12 protein-coding genes and 2 pseudogenes are annotated in these 15,244 nt (G+C 58.7%); 10 read left to right on the top strand and 4 right to left on the bottom strand.

Going from position 1 to position 15,244, the window contains the following annotated elements; translation table 11 throughout:
• Positions 1 to 219 precede the first annotated feature (219 nt).
• A complete protein-coding gene (locus NDI54_RS17450; RefSeq protein WP_310897722.1) occupies positions 220 to 1,473 on the top strand; it encodes a protoporphyrinogen/coproporphyrinogen oxidase in 1,254 nt (417 codons plus the stop codon).
• Positions 1,474 to 1,726: 253 nt separating this feature from the next.
• The gene (locus NDI54_RS17445) at positions 1,727 to 2,755 is read left to right on the top strand and encodes an NAD-dependent epimerase/dehydratase family protein (protein WP_310897721.1); all 1,029 of its coding nucleotides are present in this window, start codon (positions 1,727 to 1,729) and stop codon (positions 2,753 to 2,755) included.
• A gap of 45 nt (positions 2,756 to 2,800) precedes the next feature.
• Here NDI54_RS17445 and NDI54_RS17440 read toward each other — a convergent pair.
• Positions 2,801 to 3,170: pseudogene (locus NDI54_RS17440) on the bottom strand (hypothetical protein); the annotation flags it as partial.
• A gap of 96 nt (positions 3,171 to 3,266) precedes the next feature.
• Here NDI54_RS17440 and NDI54_RS17435 point away from each other — a divergent pair.
• The 8 genes and pseudogenes from NDI54_RS17435 (at position 3,267) to NDI54_RS17400 (ending at position 12,803) form a co-directional block, all read left to right on the top strand.
• The gene (locus NDI54_RS17435; protein WP_310897720.1) at positions 3,267 to 4,145 is read left to right on the top strand and encodes a hypothetical protein; all 879 of its coding nucleotides are present in this window, start codon (positions 3,267 to 3,269) and stop codon (positions 4,143 to 4,145) included.
• A 159-nt stretch (positions 4,146 to 4,304) separates the two neighbouring features.
• A complete protein-coding gene (locus tag NDI54_RS17430) occupies positions 4,305 to 4,856 on the top strand; it encodes a gluconate 2-dehydrogenase subunit 3 family protein (protein ID WP_310897719.1) in 552 nt (183 codons plus the stop codon).
• Positions 4,849 to 6,507, top strand: a complete 1,659-nt coding sequence (locus tag NDI54_RS17425; RefSeq protein WP_310897718.1) for a GMC family oxidoreductase — start codon at positions 4,849 to 4,851, stop codon at positions 6,505 to 6,507. The genes NDI54_RS17430 and NDI54_RS17425 overlap by 8 nt, the downstream gene beginning before the upstream one ends.
• 486 nt (positions 6,508 to 6,993) lie before the next feature.
• Positions 6,994 to 7,618 (top strand): annotated as a pseudogene (locus NDI54_RS17420) (IS6 family transposase).
• Positions 7,619 to 7,630: 12 nt separating this feature from the next.
• Entirely contained in the window at positions 7,631 to 8,701 is a 1,071-nt protein-coding gene (locus tag NDI54_RS17415; RefSeq protein WP_310897717.1) for a glycoside hydrolase family 88 protein, read from the top strand.
• Between the two features lie 49 nt (positions 8,702 to 8,750).
• On the top strand, positions 8,751 to 10,085 hold the full coding sequence (locus NDI54_RS17410) for a glycerate kinase type-2 family protein (protein ID WP_310897716.1): 1,335 nt from the start codon (positions 8,751 to 8,753) through the stop codon (positions 10,083 to 10,085).
• Between the two features lie 82 nt (positions 10,086 to 10,167).
• Positions 10,168 to 11,517 (top strand): DUF362 domain-containing protein, encoded by a 1,350-nt coding sequence (locus NDI54_RS17405; protein WP_310897715.1) that lies wholly within the window; start codon positions 10,168 to 10,170, stop codon positions 11,515 to 11,517.
• A 188-nt stretch (positions 11,518 to 11,705) separates the two neighbouring features.
• Positions 11,706 to 12,803 carry a Gfo/Idh/MocA family protein gene (locus NDI54_RS17400; protein WP_310897714.1) on the top strand — a complete coding sequence of 366 codons (1,098 nt, stop codon included), beginning with the start codon at positions 11,706 to 11,708 and terminating at the stop codon, positions 12,801 to 12,803.
• 165 nt (positions 12,804 to 12,968) lie between these two features.
• On the opposite strand, the gene NDI54_RS17395 is transcribed toward NDI54_RS17400, so the two are convergent.
• The 3 genes from NDI54_RS17395 to NDI54_RS17385 form a co-directional block, all read right to left on the bottom strand.
• Positions 12,969 to 13,778 carry an aldo/keto reductase gene (locus tag NDI54_RS17395; protein ID WP_310897713.1) on the bottom strand — a complete coding sequence of 270 codons (810 nt, stop codon included), beginning with the start codon at positions 13,776 to 13,778 and terminating at the stop codon, positions 12,969 to 12,971.
• 148 nt (positions 13,779 to 13,926) lie between these two features.
• The gene (locus NDI54_RS17390; protein ID WP_310897712.1) at positions 13,927 to 14,091 is read right to left on the bottom strand and encodes a hypothetical protein; all 165 of its coding nucleotides are present in this window, start codon (positions 14,089 to 14,091) and stop codon (positions 13,927 to 13,929) included.
• Position 14,092: 1 nt separating this feature from the next.
• Complete coding sequence (locus NDI54_RS17385) at positions 14,093 to 15,244, bottom strand: ABC transporter ATP-binding protein (protein ID WP_310897711.1); 1,152 nt, start codon at positions 15,242 to 15,244, stop codon at positions 14,093 to 14,095.

The following is a 15,244-nucleotide window of genomic DNA, read 5'->3' as shown; positions in this document are numbered from 1 at the left end:
GCTGGCGACGTGGCGCCAGCAGGGACGCAATCCCTACGACGAACTCAAGCGAGTCTCCCGAGACAACGAAATGGTTTCACGGGCTCAGGCTGTGCCGGCGGTTGAATCCTCGGAGTAAACACGTACGAATGGAGTAAACGACTGCATTACTTGCGGATCAGAGCGTCACTTAATCGGTAGGCTCGTTGTTATTAAATGACTTTACGTCAATCTACCGATATGCCCGAGATAACGGTTATTGGTGCGGGTGTCGCGGGTTGTTCACTGAGCTATCTCCTTGATCAGGAAGGGTTCGATGTCACCATCGTAGAAAAAGACGCTGTTGGTGGCCTACTCCGAGAGATCGAGTTCGAGACAGGGTACCATTGTGATTCCGCTCCTCATCTGTTGTTCTTCGACGAGGAGGAAGAGGCGATTGTCGGAGAACTCTTCTCAGAATTCACGCAGTTGGAGCCCCACGAGTTCTATGCTGCGACGTATCCACGTGGGAAACTCTCCGATCCTCACCACTACCCAGTGAGTAAACAGAACATCGATAAATGGGATGATGCAGACTCCATTCGTGATGAATTAGCTGAAGCACCGGGAAAAACTGATGCTGAGTATTTCGAGGAGTATATGAAAAACCAGGTCGGGGAGACACTGTATAATAGATATAACAAAGATTACACCGAGAAGCATTGGGGCATTGATCCCAAACGTATCACGGGAGACTGGTTCGATTTCAAGATCAGTTTCCCCGATGAGGAACAGGAGTTCTTCGGTGATGGAGCCTACTATCCCAACGACAAATACACCGATATCCTCCAGTCGATGATCGCTAACTGTGAGGTCGTTTTCGATGGGGTCACCGGGTTGGAGACCGACGGTAATCGGATCTCCGCTATCGAAACGGAGAGCGGCGATAAGATCAACAGCGATCTTTTTGTCAGCACGATTGATCCGAGTATTCTGGTCGATACGTCGGAGTCACTCAACTATCGAAGTATGGTAATACTCGGAACGCATATCGAGGCGTCCGATCGACTGTTTCCCGATCACGTCGACTGGGGGTATTTCCCGAACCATTACGACTTTACCCGTATCACGGACTACAAGTTCATCCCACAATCGACACCTGACGGAGAATACATTCTCACGACGGAATTCCCCTGTTTCATTGGGGATGAAGTCTGGTCGAATTCCGACGAGTGGTACAGTGAGTACCTGATGGATTTCCTTGATGAGCAGGGAATTAATGCGACGTTACTTGATGCGGAGGTCAGGCGTGCGCCGCGAGCGTATCCACTCCCGGTGACGGAAGAAATCGATACGTTCGAACGAATCAATGACCAGCTTAGCGCATACGAGAATATGTTCAACCTTGGACGAGTGAGTACCTACGAGTATATCTGGATCAAGGACATCGTTCAGCAGGCTTACGAAACTCGGGGAGAGATTCTGGAATACGCGCAACAGTCCACAGCCGACTGAAATCCGCCACATTGTCTCTCCGTCACAACGAAGAGGTAAAATACTCTGAAACAACTAAGTGAACGGCTGATTTCCACGAATATCACGGTGAGCGCAACAGTATACTCCCCTCCTGCTGTTTTATGCAACTAATAACTGGGGACTCAGTTTTTTGTGTTCACGACAAAGAATGTACTTCCTAACGGTAATCGATATTTGATAATTCGATTATAATTAAACGTGTTACCTTACTGACTACCATATAGTCCCAAACATGACTGAGATGGACTCCGAAACGACGGAAAAAATATTTGTCACGGGCATAGCTGGGTTCCTTGGAAGCCACCTCGCTGATGAATTTCTTGAACAGGGGTACGAAGTCGCTGGGAACGATAACTTCGTGGGTGGATACGAAACCAATATTCCAGCGGAAGCTGATTTCTATGAGGTTGACTGCAAAGACGTTTCAGGAATGAAGTCCGCGATGGAAGACGCCGATATCGTCTATCACACTGCAGCACTCGCGTACGAGGGGTTGAGTGTGTTCGCTCCGAGTCGCATCAATCAGAGTATCTATCAGGCAACAACCTCGACGCTCGCAGCTGCGGCAGATGTCGGCATCGACCGGTTCGTCTATTGTTCCAGTATGTCCCGGTACGGGGAAAACGAAATGCCGTTTACCGAAGACATGGAACCGCAGCCACAGGACCCGTACGCCGTGAGCAAGGTGGCCGCAGAGGAGATGGTTGAATTGATGGCTGATATCTACGGATTCGAGTATGTCATCGCCGTCCCACACAACATCATTGGGCCCCGACAGCGATACGACGACCCGTTCCGAAACGTCGCTGCGATTTTCATAAACCGGATGCTCCAGGGCAAACAACCGATCATCTACGGGGATGGCGAACAGAAACGCTGCTTCACGTTCATTCAAGACGATGTTCGCCCGCTCCAGAAACTCGCTCATTACGACAACGTTACTGGTGAGGTCATTAATATCGGTCCTGACGACGAGTTCATCACCATTAATCATCTAGCTGAAACGATTGCCGATATCCTCGATTTCGATCTCGATCCGATCTACAAACCGGATCGCCCACAGGAGGTAAAACTGGCGAATTGCTCGGCCGATAAAGCCCGGCGTATGATCGATTACGAGGCGCAGTACACGCTTCGTGATGGCTTGCAAGAGATGGCGGATTGGATCGAAGAGCGAGGGGCAAAGGAGTTCGAGTACCATCTTGAATGCGAAATCGTCAACGATCAGACCCCTGATACGTGGACGAACGAACTCATCTGACTGGTCGCTCGCTCCAACAGCCTGAAAAGTAAGATCTACTCATCCCTCGACGAGCCGGTCGAAAACATCGCCAACGGTGTGTTCGAGATCGGTGAGAAAACGATCGACCGCGTTTCTCGGCAGTAGTCTATCGAAGCCACAGCTCAGCCAGGCAACCGTGTCCTGAAGTTCTCGCTCAATCGGGTGATTACGTAGCTGTCGCGGTACTATAATAGCCATTGAAAATCAATGCAGACCTGATCGCACGACAGCGGTGCGATCAGTGTGAATCGTTTCAATTGTTACTATAGCAATGGAGGAAGCCTCGCATCATTTCGGGAGGGTCGTGGTCTCCTGTTCGCCTCGTCTCAGTCTCCGCGACACTGCAGAACGTCTCTACTGGGGGGGGGGTCATCGGCAGGGTCGCTGAACTCATCCACATCAGCGTTCCCCCCTTCTCCTTGGTGTGGTAATGGTTCTATAATTCCCTCAAGCCTGAAGTTTATTAGAACTCCTCGAAAATGTCACCGTGATGCCAGACGAGGCTACATGCGGTACGTCTGAGCGCACTCACGTCTCTCAGTGGGTGTTGGGTCTGCCAGCCACTGGCGCTGCTCTTCTCACGGTCGCTGCTTTGGAAGTGTTCAGCCCGACGTTGGCACTGACAGGCCCGGTGTTTCTCTGGTCGCTACCCGCAATAGTCGTTGTCGCTGCCGTGTTCGCCGGGCCCGTGGCAGTGGTTGGGGCGGTCGTCGGCTACGTCGGGTACCAACTATATCACGGTGCTGTCGCTTTCTGGCCGACTCTCGGCTATCTTGCCTTCGGATTCGCACTGTGCGCGTTCTTGGAAACGTCTGGTCCCGGACCACCTAATCGCTCGACCGCTGTCTCGGCCAGGTGGCTTAGCCGTTTCTTCGCCGTTGTTGCCGTTGCATCGCTCTACTTGGGCGTCATGACTGCGTGGGGATACGAACTAACCGGGCAGTTTTCCTTCTTTCCGACGAGCGTGTTTCTCGCGGTCAACGCGTTCCTCTCGGCCGCGCTCTTCGGTGGCCTCGGCGCTGTCACACTGACCCAATCGGCTACCGTCATGCAATACCTCTCGTGGTCCCGGAACTCCCAGTCGTCATTCAAATCTCTCACCGACAGCGATCAGTCTTGGCCGCGCGTACTCGTCTTCGTCCCAGTCGCGTGGTTCCTCCTCGGGAACGGCATCAGCGTCGGCTTCCATATAGTCGAACGAATCTCGGCGATTCACTTCCGCAGACGAGGGTTTGAGCCACTTTTGATGCTAAAACGCTCTCCGCTGGTCGGCCAGCCGGGGTCAGGGATACAAGTGGCACTGGGAGCGGCGGCGGTGACGGTACTCGTTCTCGTGGTCTTGCGGTGGCAGCTGTCACGACTGGAATGACCGGTCGTTCCCGGTTGTCGGGACATCCCGACCGCTCTCGTGTCCGCGTTTAACTCCGGTGTCCGTGACACGCTTGCTCTCAACGAGATGCCGCGGCACAGTTCGCCCCACGGGTAGCTCTTGGATAAAATGTAATATGATTGACTATGATATACCGGTATGGAGCTCACACGACGGGACGCGCTAGCGGCACTCCTGGTCGGAAGCGCGTCCGCGGGTACTGCCCTATCTATGTCAGAGGCAGATGATGACCCAGCCACCGGCAAGGGGTCGGATCTTACCGAAGGTGATGTTGAGATCCTGACCGCCGTGGCGGCAGTAGTGTATCCGTCCGAACTGACCACTTTCCGCGACTTCATCGATGAGTACGTGCGGGGGTTACATGCAGATCAGCGAGCGAAGATTGCTGTCACAGCACGGGCGCTTGACGAACGTACGCGGCGGATGCACGGGTCGACAATGCAGTCACTGTCACTGCCCGAACGCGACTCGGTATTGCGCACTATGGGGGTGGGTCGAGTCGGTTCTGATCCGGACGGGAGCCTCCCAGAACGGGTCCGGTACTACATCGTCAATCAGTTGTTATACGGGCTGTACACTTCTCCCAAGGGAAGTCGACTGCTCGGCGTCGAGAACCCGGTTGGCCACCCAGGCGGCTACGAGTCGTACCAGAAACCGCCCGATGGTATCGAGCCACAGACCGATGAGTAAGCCTGTATCGAACCAGCGCGACCGAACTCCGTCTCCGAATCCGGACATCTGCGTCGTCGGCTCAGGTGTCGCCGGGGCACTCGTCGCCTACTCGCTGTCGAGGCGCGGCCACGAGGTGGTGATCCTCGAAGCGGGTCCATGGTTCGATCCATCGAATCGCCTCCAGCGGATGGAGAAGGCGCTCAGGCCAGACAGGCGTTTCGAGGAGGTGTGGGACATGGGTGGCGCACGCGACCGATACGAGTCGTCTGGCGACGTGTTCTACGGACTCAACCGGACGCGCGTGAAAGGCGTCGGGGGGACGACGCTCCACTGGCTCGGAGCGGCGGAGCGCTACCACGAGAAGGACTTCGAGATGAATACCCGGTACGGGCTCGCGTCGGACTGGCCGATCAGTTACGAGAACCTCCGTCCGTACTACGCGCGCGCAGAGCGTGAGCTCGGAGTGGCCGGCACCGCCGACAATCCCTTCGCGCCCCCTCGAAAACAGGAGTACCCGATGGAAGCGTTCCCGCCGAGTTACTCCGACTCGCTGTTCGCGGACGCCTGTGAGGAACTCGGAATCACGATGCACACCATCCCGCAGGCCCGGAACTCCGAGCCGTTTGATGGCCGGAGTCAGTGTCTCGGCTTCAGCACGTGCATTCCCGTCTGTCCCTCGGGGGCGAAGTATAGCGCCGATGTCCACGTCAGGAAGGCGAGAGAAGAAGGGGCCCGGGTCGTCGACCGCGCCCCAGTCCAGCGGCTCGTCCACGACGACGGGGGGAAGCACGTCGAAGCAGCGGTGTACGCCACGCCCGACGGCGAGCGACACCGCCAGACCGCAGACCGGTTCGTCCTCGCCTGCGGTGCCGTGGAGATTCCCCGGCTACTCCTGTTGTCTGCGACCGACGCGTATCCCGACGGGTTAGCGAACAGCAGCGGCGCTGTCGGTCGGTACTTCATGGACCATCCGATCGTCCAGATTCGCGGAGCCCTAGATCGGCCGACGAACCAGAACCCGATCGGGTTCTACACAAGCGGGAGCGAGCAGTTCTACGACCACAAGGAGCCGACGCCGGGGAGCCTCAAGCTCGTCTTCGAAAACGTGAACCCCATCGGCCCGAGTCGCGCGCTCCGGGGTGGGGACTCGGGTACTCGAGAGGACCTTTCGGACCCGGTCACCGGCGACGAGTGGGGAGACGAACTGCTCGAACAAATGCGTGCAGAGACGCCGAATCGGCGGATCGGGATGCTGGCGAACGCCGAGTTACTGCCCCGGAAAGAGAACACAGTCACGCTCGACCACTCTCGGACGGACAACTTCGGAAATCCCGTGCCCGATGTCTCATGGAATCTCGGGTCACACGTTCGCGAGACGATGTCCTACGCTCGGGAGATACAGCGGGACATCATGGACGAACTAGGCGCGACGATTACCGCAGAGAGCGACCTCACGGATCCACGACAGGCCTCGCACAAACTGGGGACGACCCGCATGGGGACCGATCCGAGCGAGAGCGTCGTGGGTCCGACACTCCGGACGCATGATCTCAAAAACCTGTACATCGCCTCCGGCAGCGTCTTCGTCACCGGTGGCGCAACGCATCCGACGCTAACGATCGCCGCACTCGCACTGAAGGCCGCCGATCATGTCAATGAGGGGCTGTGATTGGACGGTCTCGCCAATGCTCTTGCCACAGGGATCGTGGCGTATACAGGTCAAGACGGCTGGCAGTCCGTTCTTGCAGGACTCATTTAGGGCTGGATAGATTTGAGCAATCGCAAATATGGATATAGAATGTCCAATTATGAAGCTAAAGGACTACAGCTACGGGAGTATGAGATCAGGTATCACGAAGAGGACCTCCGCCGAATCCAGAAAACGCCTGTATAACTCCTTGACCAGCAAGGGAAGGAGATGCTTATTCCGGGCAAGATTACGTAGCGAATCCGAACCAGCAGGCAGTATTGGTTGGTTATGATATGAATCTGCTATATACGGAGCGATAGCCATATTCTACTGTCTACTACCGACGAATCCACAGGTTAAGGTCGTATTTAGTTGAGCGTCAAAAGTGAGGCTAACGGTTTCTGAGTGCTCTATGCCCGAATAACCTGATCTCAGCGTAGTTTCGACCAACTCGATTGTGATTTTGTGGAGTGAGAAGCGACACCACGACTACTGATGGAGCTGAGTATCAGTTTTATCTGGCAGAAATATCGGTTTTATATAATATATTTATTACTTAGGTATATAGAATACAGCGCGCTCGTTCGACCATATATAATTGGTTCACAACGCAGAATTACAGTCCGAAGATTGGCGGTCGCCAGATTACATCGCCGTCGACAGAACAGTGATCCAACGCAACGACGAGCAGTATTGGCTGTACATTGCTGTCGATTCAGAAACGGATAAATTACACCATATAAAGGTTCATATCAGCCATAACAAAGGGTTTAGCTCATTCGTTTCTTGCTGAGCTCAGCCAGGAAACACGATGCTGATGACACCGTGTTTGCCGTCGAGGATTCACAGTCATTGCAAGGTGTGTGCCATCGACATGGCCTCGATCTCAGATACGACAAACATAGAAATCGGAATACTGGCTATTATATCACTATACGTATATAAAATATGATCTTTCTGATTTTCAATCTGTTTTGGCAACGCCGACGGGAAAATAGTCGACGACTGGCTCAGTTCATTCAGCTTCGCTTGTCTGAACACGATGTCACCACGGACACATACTTTTTTAATAGTACGGCTAGCAGATTGATATAGCGATCAAATGTCGTCAGACAACGCCACACAGCCAGCAACACGTGCAGCGTCGCATCTCAGAACACTCGATCTTGACGGCAAGTCGTGGATCACCGGCGTCGCCATTAACGGACTTCTTGCCGAGGGGAGCGATCAATCCGTCGGGACAGCGAAAGAGCTCGTCGATAGAGCCGTCGCAACACAGGACGACAACGGACAGTTAGGATACGGCCCGAGCTATCCTATCGAGGTGTTCAGTCACGGCCGAGAGTACGATGCCAGCTGGGATCTCACTGTGAAAAAGTGCATGAACACCAACAACACGACTGCTATCGGCCACGGCGTGCTCGATTTCTACGAGCGGACGGGCGACGAACGATACCTCGACGCAGCGAGCGGCGAATACGAATGGCTCCAGTCAGTCGCCCGCACGGAAACTGGGGGGATCCCACACCACGATCCCGAGGTAGCTGGGATCAAATCGCTGTGGATCGATTCGGTGTACATGATGTGCCCGTTTTTCAGCCGATACGCCGACGCCGCCGACGAGCCGGCGGCGCACGACGAGGCCGTCACGCAGTATCTGGTTCATGCCGAGCACCTCCGCGACCCCCGGACCGGACTGTTTCGACACATCTGGGTCGAGACGCCGGACCACTACCCGCAGGGAACGTTCTGGGCGCGGGGGAACGGCTGGGCCGCCGCGGCGGCCGTCGAAATCCTCGCCCGCTTGCCGGACGACCACGATCAGCGCGAGGCCCTGGTCAAGCAGTTCAGAGACCACTGCGAAAGTCTGCGTCCGCTCCAGGACGGCAGCGGTTTCTGGCACAACCTCGTCGACGACACGGATACGCCGCTTGAGTCCTCCGGGACGCTGATGTTCGCCTACGCATTCAACCGCGGTATTGAGCTCGGACTGCTCGATGAAGCACAGTACCGCGATCCAGCGAACGACGCGCTAGAAGCAGTGACTCACGTCGTCGACGACGAGGGCGCGGTCGGCCGCGTCGCCGGCCCCCCCGGTGGACCCGAAGCGCCGCTGACGGTGACGCCCTACGGGCAGGGCTGGTATCTCATGGCCGCTGACAGCGCACGCTGACCCCCGCCCGCTGAGGCAGATTTTTACTGCCCCGGGTGAAAAGAACGATATGATCCGAAACCGAGCGACGCTTGCAGCCAGCTCCGCACACGAGGTGGCACTCGACTGTATCGAGGCCGCCGTGGAGGCGGCCGCTCCGGATGTCGCCACCAGATCAGCGATCAAACGCGACGGCGAGACGCTGACAATCGGTGAGACGACCTACGACCTCGACAGCTACAGCGATATCGTCGTCGTCGGCGGTGGGAAAGCCGCTGGCGGCGTGACACGCGCGCTCGAATCGATTCTCGGCGAGCGTCTCAGCGGCGGGCACATCATCGTTAAGCAGGCTGTCGACACCGAAACCGTCCGGTGTTCGGTGGGAGACCACCCGTTGCCGTCTGACCGAAACGTCGATGCGACGACCGATATTCTCGAAACAGTCGACGAAGCCGGTGCAGACACGCTCGTCCTGTTTGTCCTGACTGGCGGCGCGAGCGCGCTGCTGTCGGCCCCCGCCGGGGACCTGACGCTGGAAGACCTCCAGACAACGACGGACCGACTCCTCAACGGTGGCGTTCCGATTGCGGAGATAAACGCCGTCCGCAAGCACCTCTCGGACCTGAAAGGCGGGCAGATAGCGCGGCGGGCGGCTCCCGCCACCGTAGCCGGCCTGCTTCTCAGTGACGTGGTTGGCAACGACCGCTCGACTATCGGCAGCGGGCCGTCGGTCCCGGACGAGACCACGTATGCAGACGCACTTGGCGTGTTCGATAGATACGATCTCACCCCGCCGCCGGCCGTTCGGGAACACCTCGAAGCCGGACGGGACAAAGAGATTCCGGAAACGCCGTTTCCCGACGATCCGGCCTTCGACCGGGTCACGAACCACCTCGTCGGAGATAACGCGACCGCGTTGGATGCCGCCGCCACCGCCGCACGGGAATCCGGGTACGAGCCGCTCGTGCTCACGTCTCGCCTGCGCGGGGAAGCCAGAGAAGTGGCGAAGCCGCTCGTCGCTATCGCCGAGGAGGCCACAGCTACGGGGACACCGGTCGAGCCGCCGGCCGTCCTCCTCGCCGGTGGCGAGACGACAGTCACCGTGACCGGAGACGGTGGACGGGGCGGCCCCAATCAGGAGTTCGTCCTCTCCGGCGCACTGGCTCACGACGGCGACGCAGTCATCGCCGCTGCCGACACTGACGGCGAAGACGGAAGCTCCGACGTGGCCGGTGCTATCGCCGACGCTGCTGTTATCGACGACCGCGAGCGCGCTCGTGAAGCGCTGCTCGCAAACGATGCCGGCTCGTATCTCTCTGAGATCGGGGCGACGGTCGAAACCGGGCCGACCGGGACGAACGTCAACGACGTAGCCGTGATCGTCGTTCCCGACTCGGCAGAGTGACGGCTCCTTTTGATGTGCCCGGAAAGTGATTCGTCGAGCCGGTGGGGTCACGTTTATGACCGGACGCGCTGATACGTCACGTATGGACGCAAGCGATCAACAGATCGCGGCCAGCGCGCTTTCCGTGCCGGAAGAGACAATCGTCGAGGCCTGTGGTGACCCGCCGCTTCCCGAACTCGGCGTCATCGAGCAGGTCTGGGAGACAGATCCGATAGCAACGGACGATATCGAGTCACACGCGGCTCGTGCGGTCGAATCCCTGTCGTTTGCCGACGTGCCTGACGGAGGCGAAGTCGCCCTGGGTGTCGGAAGCCGTGGTATTGCGAATCTCCCCGCCATCGTCGCCAGCGTTGTCGACGCGGTTTCGGACGCCGGCTACGAGCCGTTCGTCTTCCCGGCGATGGGAAGCCACGGTGGCGCTACCGGCGACGGCCAGCGAACGATGCTGAACGAACTCGGTGTGTCAGAGTCGGCTATCGGATGTGAGATCAGGTCGACCATGGATGTCGTCGAAGTCGGGCGAACACCGGACAGGGACGTGCCCGTCGTGGCCGACGACAACGCCGTCGCGGCCGACGCGATCATTCCGATCAACCGCGTCAAGCCACACACGGACTTCGACGGGCCGGTCGAGAGCGGGCTCTCGAAGATGCTCGTCATCGGCATGGGCAAGCAACGCGGCGCACAGATCGCTCACAAGTGGGCCGTCGACTGGTCGTTCAGGCGGATGATTCCCGAGATTACCGGCCAGCTCCTAGAGGAGTTACCTATCGTTGGGGGCGTCGCAATCGTCGAAGACCAGCACGACGACACGACGCTGATCGAAGGCGTGCCCCCGAGTGGGTTCCTCGACCGCGAGAAGGAACTGTTAGAGACCGCTTACGATTTGATGCCGAAGCTTCCCTTCGAGGAACTCGACCTCGTGGTGTTCGACCGCCAGGGGAAAGAGATCAGCGGCCAGGGGCTCGACACCAACGTCATCGGCCGCCGGCCGTTTTCGATTAACGAACCGGCCCCGGAGACGCCGGACATCAAACGCATCTACACGCGCGCGCTGACGGAGAAGACCCACGGGAACGCGATGGGCGTCGGCTCAGCGGACGTGATCCACGAGGACATCGTTGCGGAACTGGACGCGCAAACGTCGCTCATCAACGCGCTCACGGCCAGCACGATCCGCGGCGTGAAACTACCACCGGTGGTCGAGACCGACCGCGCCGGTATCGTCGCCGCACTGTCAACGATTGGCGTCGTCGACACCGACACCGTACGCGTGCTCCGTGCAGCCGACACGATGCACCTCCACCGGCTGTACGCGTCACCGGCACTGGTGGAGACCGCACGCGAGCGTGACGACCTCCGCGTCGTCGAGGAACCGTCGCCCATCGAGTTTGACAACGGCCAGCTCACTGCACCGTCGCTTCGCGAGTAGCAGTTCCCTGAGTTGTGCGGTGCTGCGTCGCTTTCGCCGTCGATCACGGCAGGGACACTCAAAGATTTATAAGGTCCGCTACTGATGTGTTAGCTACGGAGAGCGCCAGCCGCTGGTAGCGGACTGTCTCGTCAGCGCCGGACACGGCGCGCGAGCCACGTCTGTGCCCAGCCACGGCACCACCACACATGACATATAGAGCAGGCATAATCGGAACGGGCGGTATCGCGGGAATGGGTATCCTCGGCATGCACGACGAGGAGGAGATCGGCACCGAAAAGATCGAAGCGAGCCACGCCGGCGGGTACGCGAGCACCTCGGAAATCGAACTCGTCGCCGTCGCAGATGTTGACGAGGAGAAACTGGCGACGTTCGGTGACGCGTGGGACATCCCGGAGGACCGTCAGTACGTCGGTCACGACGCGATGCTCGAAGCCGAAGACCTCGACGTGGTCTCGGTCTGTACGCCGTCGTTTCTCCATCACGAACATACGATAGACGCCGCGCAGTCGGCGGCGGATCCCGAGATCATCTGGTGTGAGAAGCCCATCGCTTCGCAGGTCAACGCCGCCGAAGAGATGATCGACGTGTGTGACGAGACGGACACCGAACTCGTCGTCAACCACTCGTTCCGCTTTACCGACAAACTCCAGCGACTCCACGATCTCATCAACGAGCGAAACCTCCTCGGCGAGGTCAAGTCGGTGAGCACCCAATACCGGATGGAGCTGATGCGAAACTCCACGCACGTCTTGGACACGCTCGTCTACCTCCTCGATACCAGAGCCTCGGAGGTCAGCGGGTACATCACGGGCGAAAACGAGGCCGTCGATTCGCTGGACGCCGCGCAGGAGGTCGTCGACGCCGGCGGCGGTGGGCACGTGGTGATGGACGACGAATCGTTCGTAACCATCGACTGCACCATCCCGCGGGACATGTCGTCGATGATGCTGAACTTCATCGGAACCGAGGGCAAACTGTACATGAACAACGACGACGGTGAGTGGCGCTACTGGTCGCTCGAAGACGGCGAACACACCGAGGAACCGCTGCCCGGAATCGAGGGCGCGTGGACCTGGGAGGACGATTACCAGCGCTCGTTCGCGAACGCAGCGACCCACGTCCAGGACCTGCTCAACGGCGAATCGGAGAACTACTCGCCCGGGACCGAAGCCGTCAGATCTCTCGAAATCATCGTCGGGTTCTACCTCTCACACTACACTGGCTCGACGGTGGATATCCCGCTGGCACAGCCGCTTCGGGAGATCTCGATTACGTCCTGGTAAACAGCTGTTTTCCGTATTATCCGTCGTGTGTCTCAGTCGCCCCTCCCCTGCTACTGTGGAGCGTCTCGATACGACAGTCCCTGTTTTCGGTAACTCGATAGCGTTCAAAAATCGGCTGCCGGTCGCCAGCTCGCTGACTACCCGCTGATAGCGTTCGCGCCCGTATCAGTTGTCGAGCCACGGCGCGCCGTCGCGTTCGACGTACCGCTCGGTGCGCTCGATGGTCTCGATTCGCTCGATGTCCTCGTCGTCGAGTTCGAGGTCCAGCGCGCCGAGGTTGTCCCGGATGTGGGCCTCGCTCGTCGCCTTCGGCACGGCACGGACGTGCTCACGCGAGAGCAGCCACGCGAGGCTGACCTGTGGCGCGCTCACGTCGTGTTTCTCGGCGATGGCCGCCACCTCAGGAATGTCGAAGACATCCCCGCGGGCCAGCGGCGAGTACGCGACGTGGTAGTAGTCGTGTGCCTGTGCGTGCTCGACGAGTTCGTCCTGCTGTAACAGCGGGTGGGTCTCCGCCTGGTGGGCGAACAGCGGCGATTCGAGGTGATCCATCGCCTCGTCGAGAAGCGCCGTACTGAAGTTACAGACGCCGACGTAGTCGATGAGTCCGCGGTCGACGAGTTCGTCGAACGCGGGCATCGTCTCGGCCGCATCGTAGTTCCCGACCGGCCAGTGAACGTACAGCAGGTCGAGCGAGTCGAGCCCGAGCCGGTCGAGAGTGACCTCCAGTCCCTCGATGACTTCGTCGTGGGCCAGTCCGAACTTCTCCGCGTGGACCTTCGACGCGACGAACACGTCTTCCCGCGGAACATCGGCGCGTGCGATCCCCTCGCCGACTGCCTCCTCGTTGCCGTAGTACTGTGCCGTATCGATGTGCTGGTAGCCCATCTCCAGAGCTGTCCGAACGCTCTCCGCGCAGACATCTGGGTCGGTGTTTTGCCAGGTCCCGAGACCGAGGGCTGGTAGTTCGCTCATATCCGATCGAACACTAGCAACGCACATATTTCTTGTGATTACCCGTGATACGTCGGCGAGAGACACTGCTACCGTCGGGCAGTGAAAACGAGAGACTGTTTTGAAACGAAGTGGTCGGACCCGCTGATAGCAATAGGGCTGGCCGCTGCTACACCAGCTGCCGTCGCTCGGACCGCCGCTCTCGGAGCCAACTGATGAACTGCGGCAGGAACCGGTGTCGGACATCGAAGTACAGCGACACCGCACCGTATATCCAAAGCGCGAACAGGAGCGTCATCGCGACGATGTAGGCGATTCCGGCGGTCGTCGGCATCTCAGGCCTCCCCCTCGACAGCCACTTCGTCGACGACCGCGGCGGCGTCGACGAGACTGTGCGTGATCGCGTCACCGGTTCTCCCGTCGAACACGTGTACGTCGTCACGTGAGAACACGACCTCGATCGAGTCCCCTTCGCTGATGTCCTTATCGGGATCGACACTCATGAGCAGTTCCGTGGTTTCTCCGTCAGTTTCGGAGAGCAGATAAGCGTAGGTCTGGTCGCCGACCGGCTCCAGCACGTCCACGGACACCGTGACTGGACGGCTCGGATGCGCGATGTCGTCGGCATCGGCCGCGAGGTAGATGTCCTCAGGCCGGATTCCAACCGTGACCGGATCGCCCTGCTGGAGCGGTGCGGTGGTCGCGTCGAACTCGACGCTGAAATCGCTGACATCCAGATCGTCGCCGTCGACCTGCCCGTTGAATAGATTCATCGACGGGCTCCCGATGAACTGTGCGACGAAGGTGTTCACCGGTCGGTTGTAACATTCAAGCGGCGGCGAACACTGCTGGAGTTCCCCGTCGTTGATGATCGCGATGCGGTCGGACATCGTCATCGCCTCCTCCTGGTCGTGGGTGACATACACCGACGTGATGCCCAGTTCCTTCTGAAGGCGCTGGATTTCCGTTCGCATCGCCACCCGGAGCTTGGCGTCGAGGTTCGCCAGCGGCTCGTCCATCAGGAACACGTCCGGCTCGCGGACGATTGCGCGGGCGATGCCGACCCGCTGTTGCTGGCCGCCCGAAAGCTCGTCGGGACTGCGGTCGAGCATCCCCTCTAGCTGGACGATCTCGACGGCGTCCTCGACCCGGCGGTCGATCTCTTCTTGATCGAAATCCCGGAGCCGCAGGCCGAAGCTGATGTTTTCGTATACCGTCATGTGCGGGAACAGCGCGATGTTCTGGAACACCATCGCGATGTTCCGGTCCTTCGGTGGCTTGTTCGTCACGTCCCTGCCGGCGATTTCGATAGTGCCACTCGTCGGTGTCGTCAGGCCGGAAATCGTCTCCAGGGTGGTGGATTTGCCACAGCCGGACGGCCCGACCAGCGTGACGAACTCGCCGTCCTCGATGGTCAGGTTCATGCCTTCGACAGCGATGACATCTTCGTACTCTTTGCGAACGTCGGTGAGGTTGACTTCTCCCAT

Origin of the sequence: Haloarcula terrestris, from assembly GCF_031624315.1 — an archaeon.
In the GTDB taxonomy this organism is placed as follows: Archaea; Halobacteriota; Halobacteria; order Halobacteriales; family Haloarculaceae; genus Haloarcula; species Haloarcula terrestris.
The sequence above is the reverse complement of the archived record's forward strand: the minus strand, read 5'-3'. Positions and strand labels throughout refer to the sequence as shown.

Coding starts and splice junctions, on each gene's coding strand:
- NDI54_RS17450 (WP_310897722.1), top strand. CDS start 220: ATGCCCGAGATAACGGTTATTGGTGCGGGTGTCGCGGGTTGTTCACTG.
- NDI54_RS17445 (WP_310897721.1), top strand. CDS start 1,727: ATGACTGAGATGGACTCCGAAACGACGGAAAAAATATTTGTCACGGGC.
- NDI54_RS17435 (WP_310897720.1), top strand. CDS start 3,267: ATGCCAGACGAGGCTACATGCGGTACGTCTGAGCGCACTCACGTCTCT.
- NDI54_RS17430 (WP_310897719.1), top strand. CDS start 4,305: ATGGAGCTCACACGACGGGACGCGCTAGCGGCACTCCTGGTCGGAAGC.
- NDI54_RS17425 (WP_310897718.1), top strand. CDS start 4,849: ATGAGTAAGCCTGTATCGAACCAGCGCGACCGAACTCCGTCTCCGAAT.
- NDI54_RS17415 (WP_310897717.1), top strand. CDS start 7,631: ATGTCGTCAGACAACGCCACACAGCCAGCAACACGTGCAGCGTCGCAT.
- NDI54_RS17410 (WP_310897716.1), top strand. CDS start 8,751: ATGATCCGAAACCGAGCGACGCTTGCAGCCAGCTCCGCACACGAGGTG.
- NDI54_RS17405 (WP_310897715.1), top strand. CDS start 10,168: ATGGACGCAAGCGATCAACAGATCGCGGCCAGCGCGCTTTCCGTGCCG.
- NDI54_RS17400 (WP_310897714.1), top strand. CDS start 11,706: ATGACATATAGAGCAGGCATAATCGGAACGGGCGGTATCGCGGGAATG.
- NDI54_RS17395 (WP_310897713.1), bottom strand. CDS start 13,778: ATGAGCGAACTACCAGCCCTCGGTCTCGGGACCTGGCAAAACACCGAC.
- NDI54_RS17390 (WP_310897712.1), bottom strand. CDS start 14,091: ATGCCGACGACCGCCGGAATCGCCTACATCGTCGCGATGACGCTCCTG.
- NDI54_RS17385 (WP_310897711.1), bottom strand. CDS start 15,244: ATGGGAGAAGTCAACCTCACCGACGTTCGCAAAGAGTACGAAGATGTC.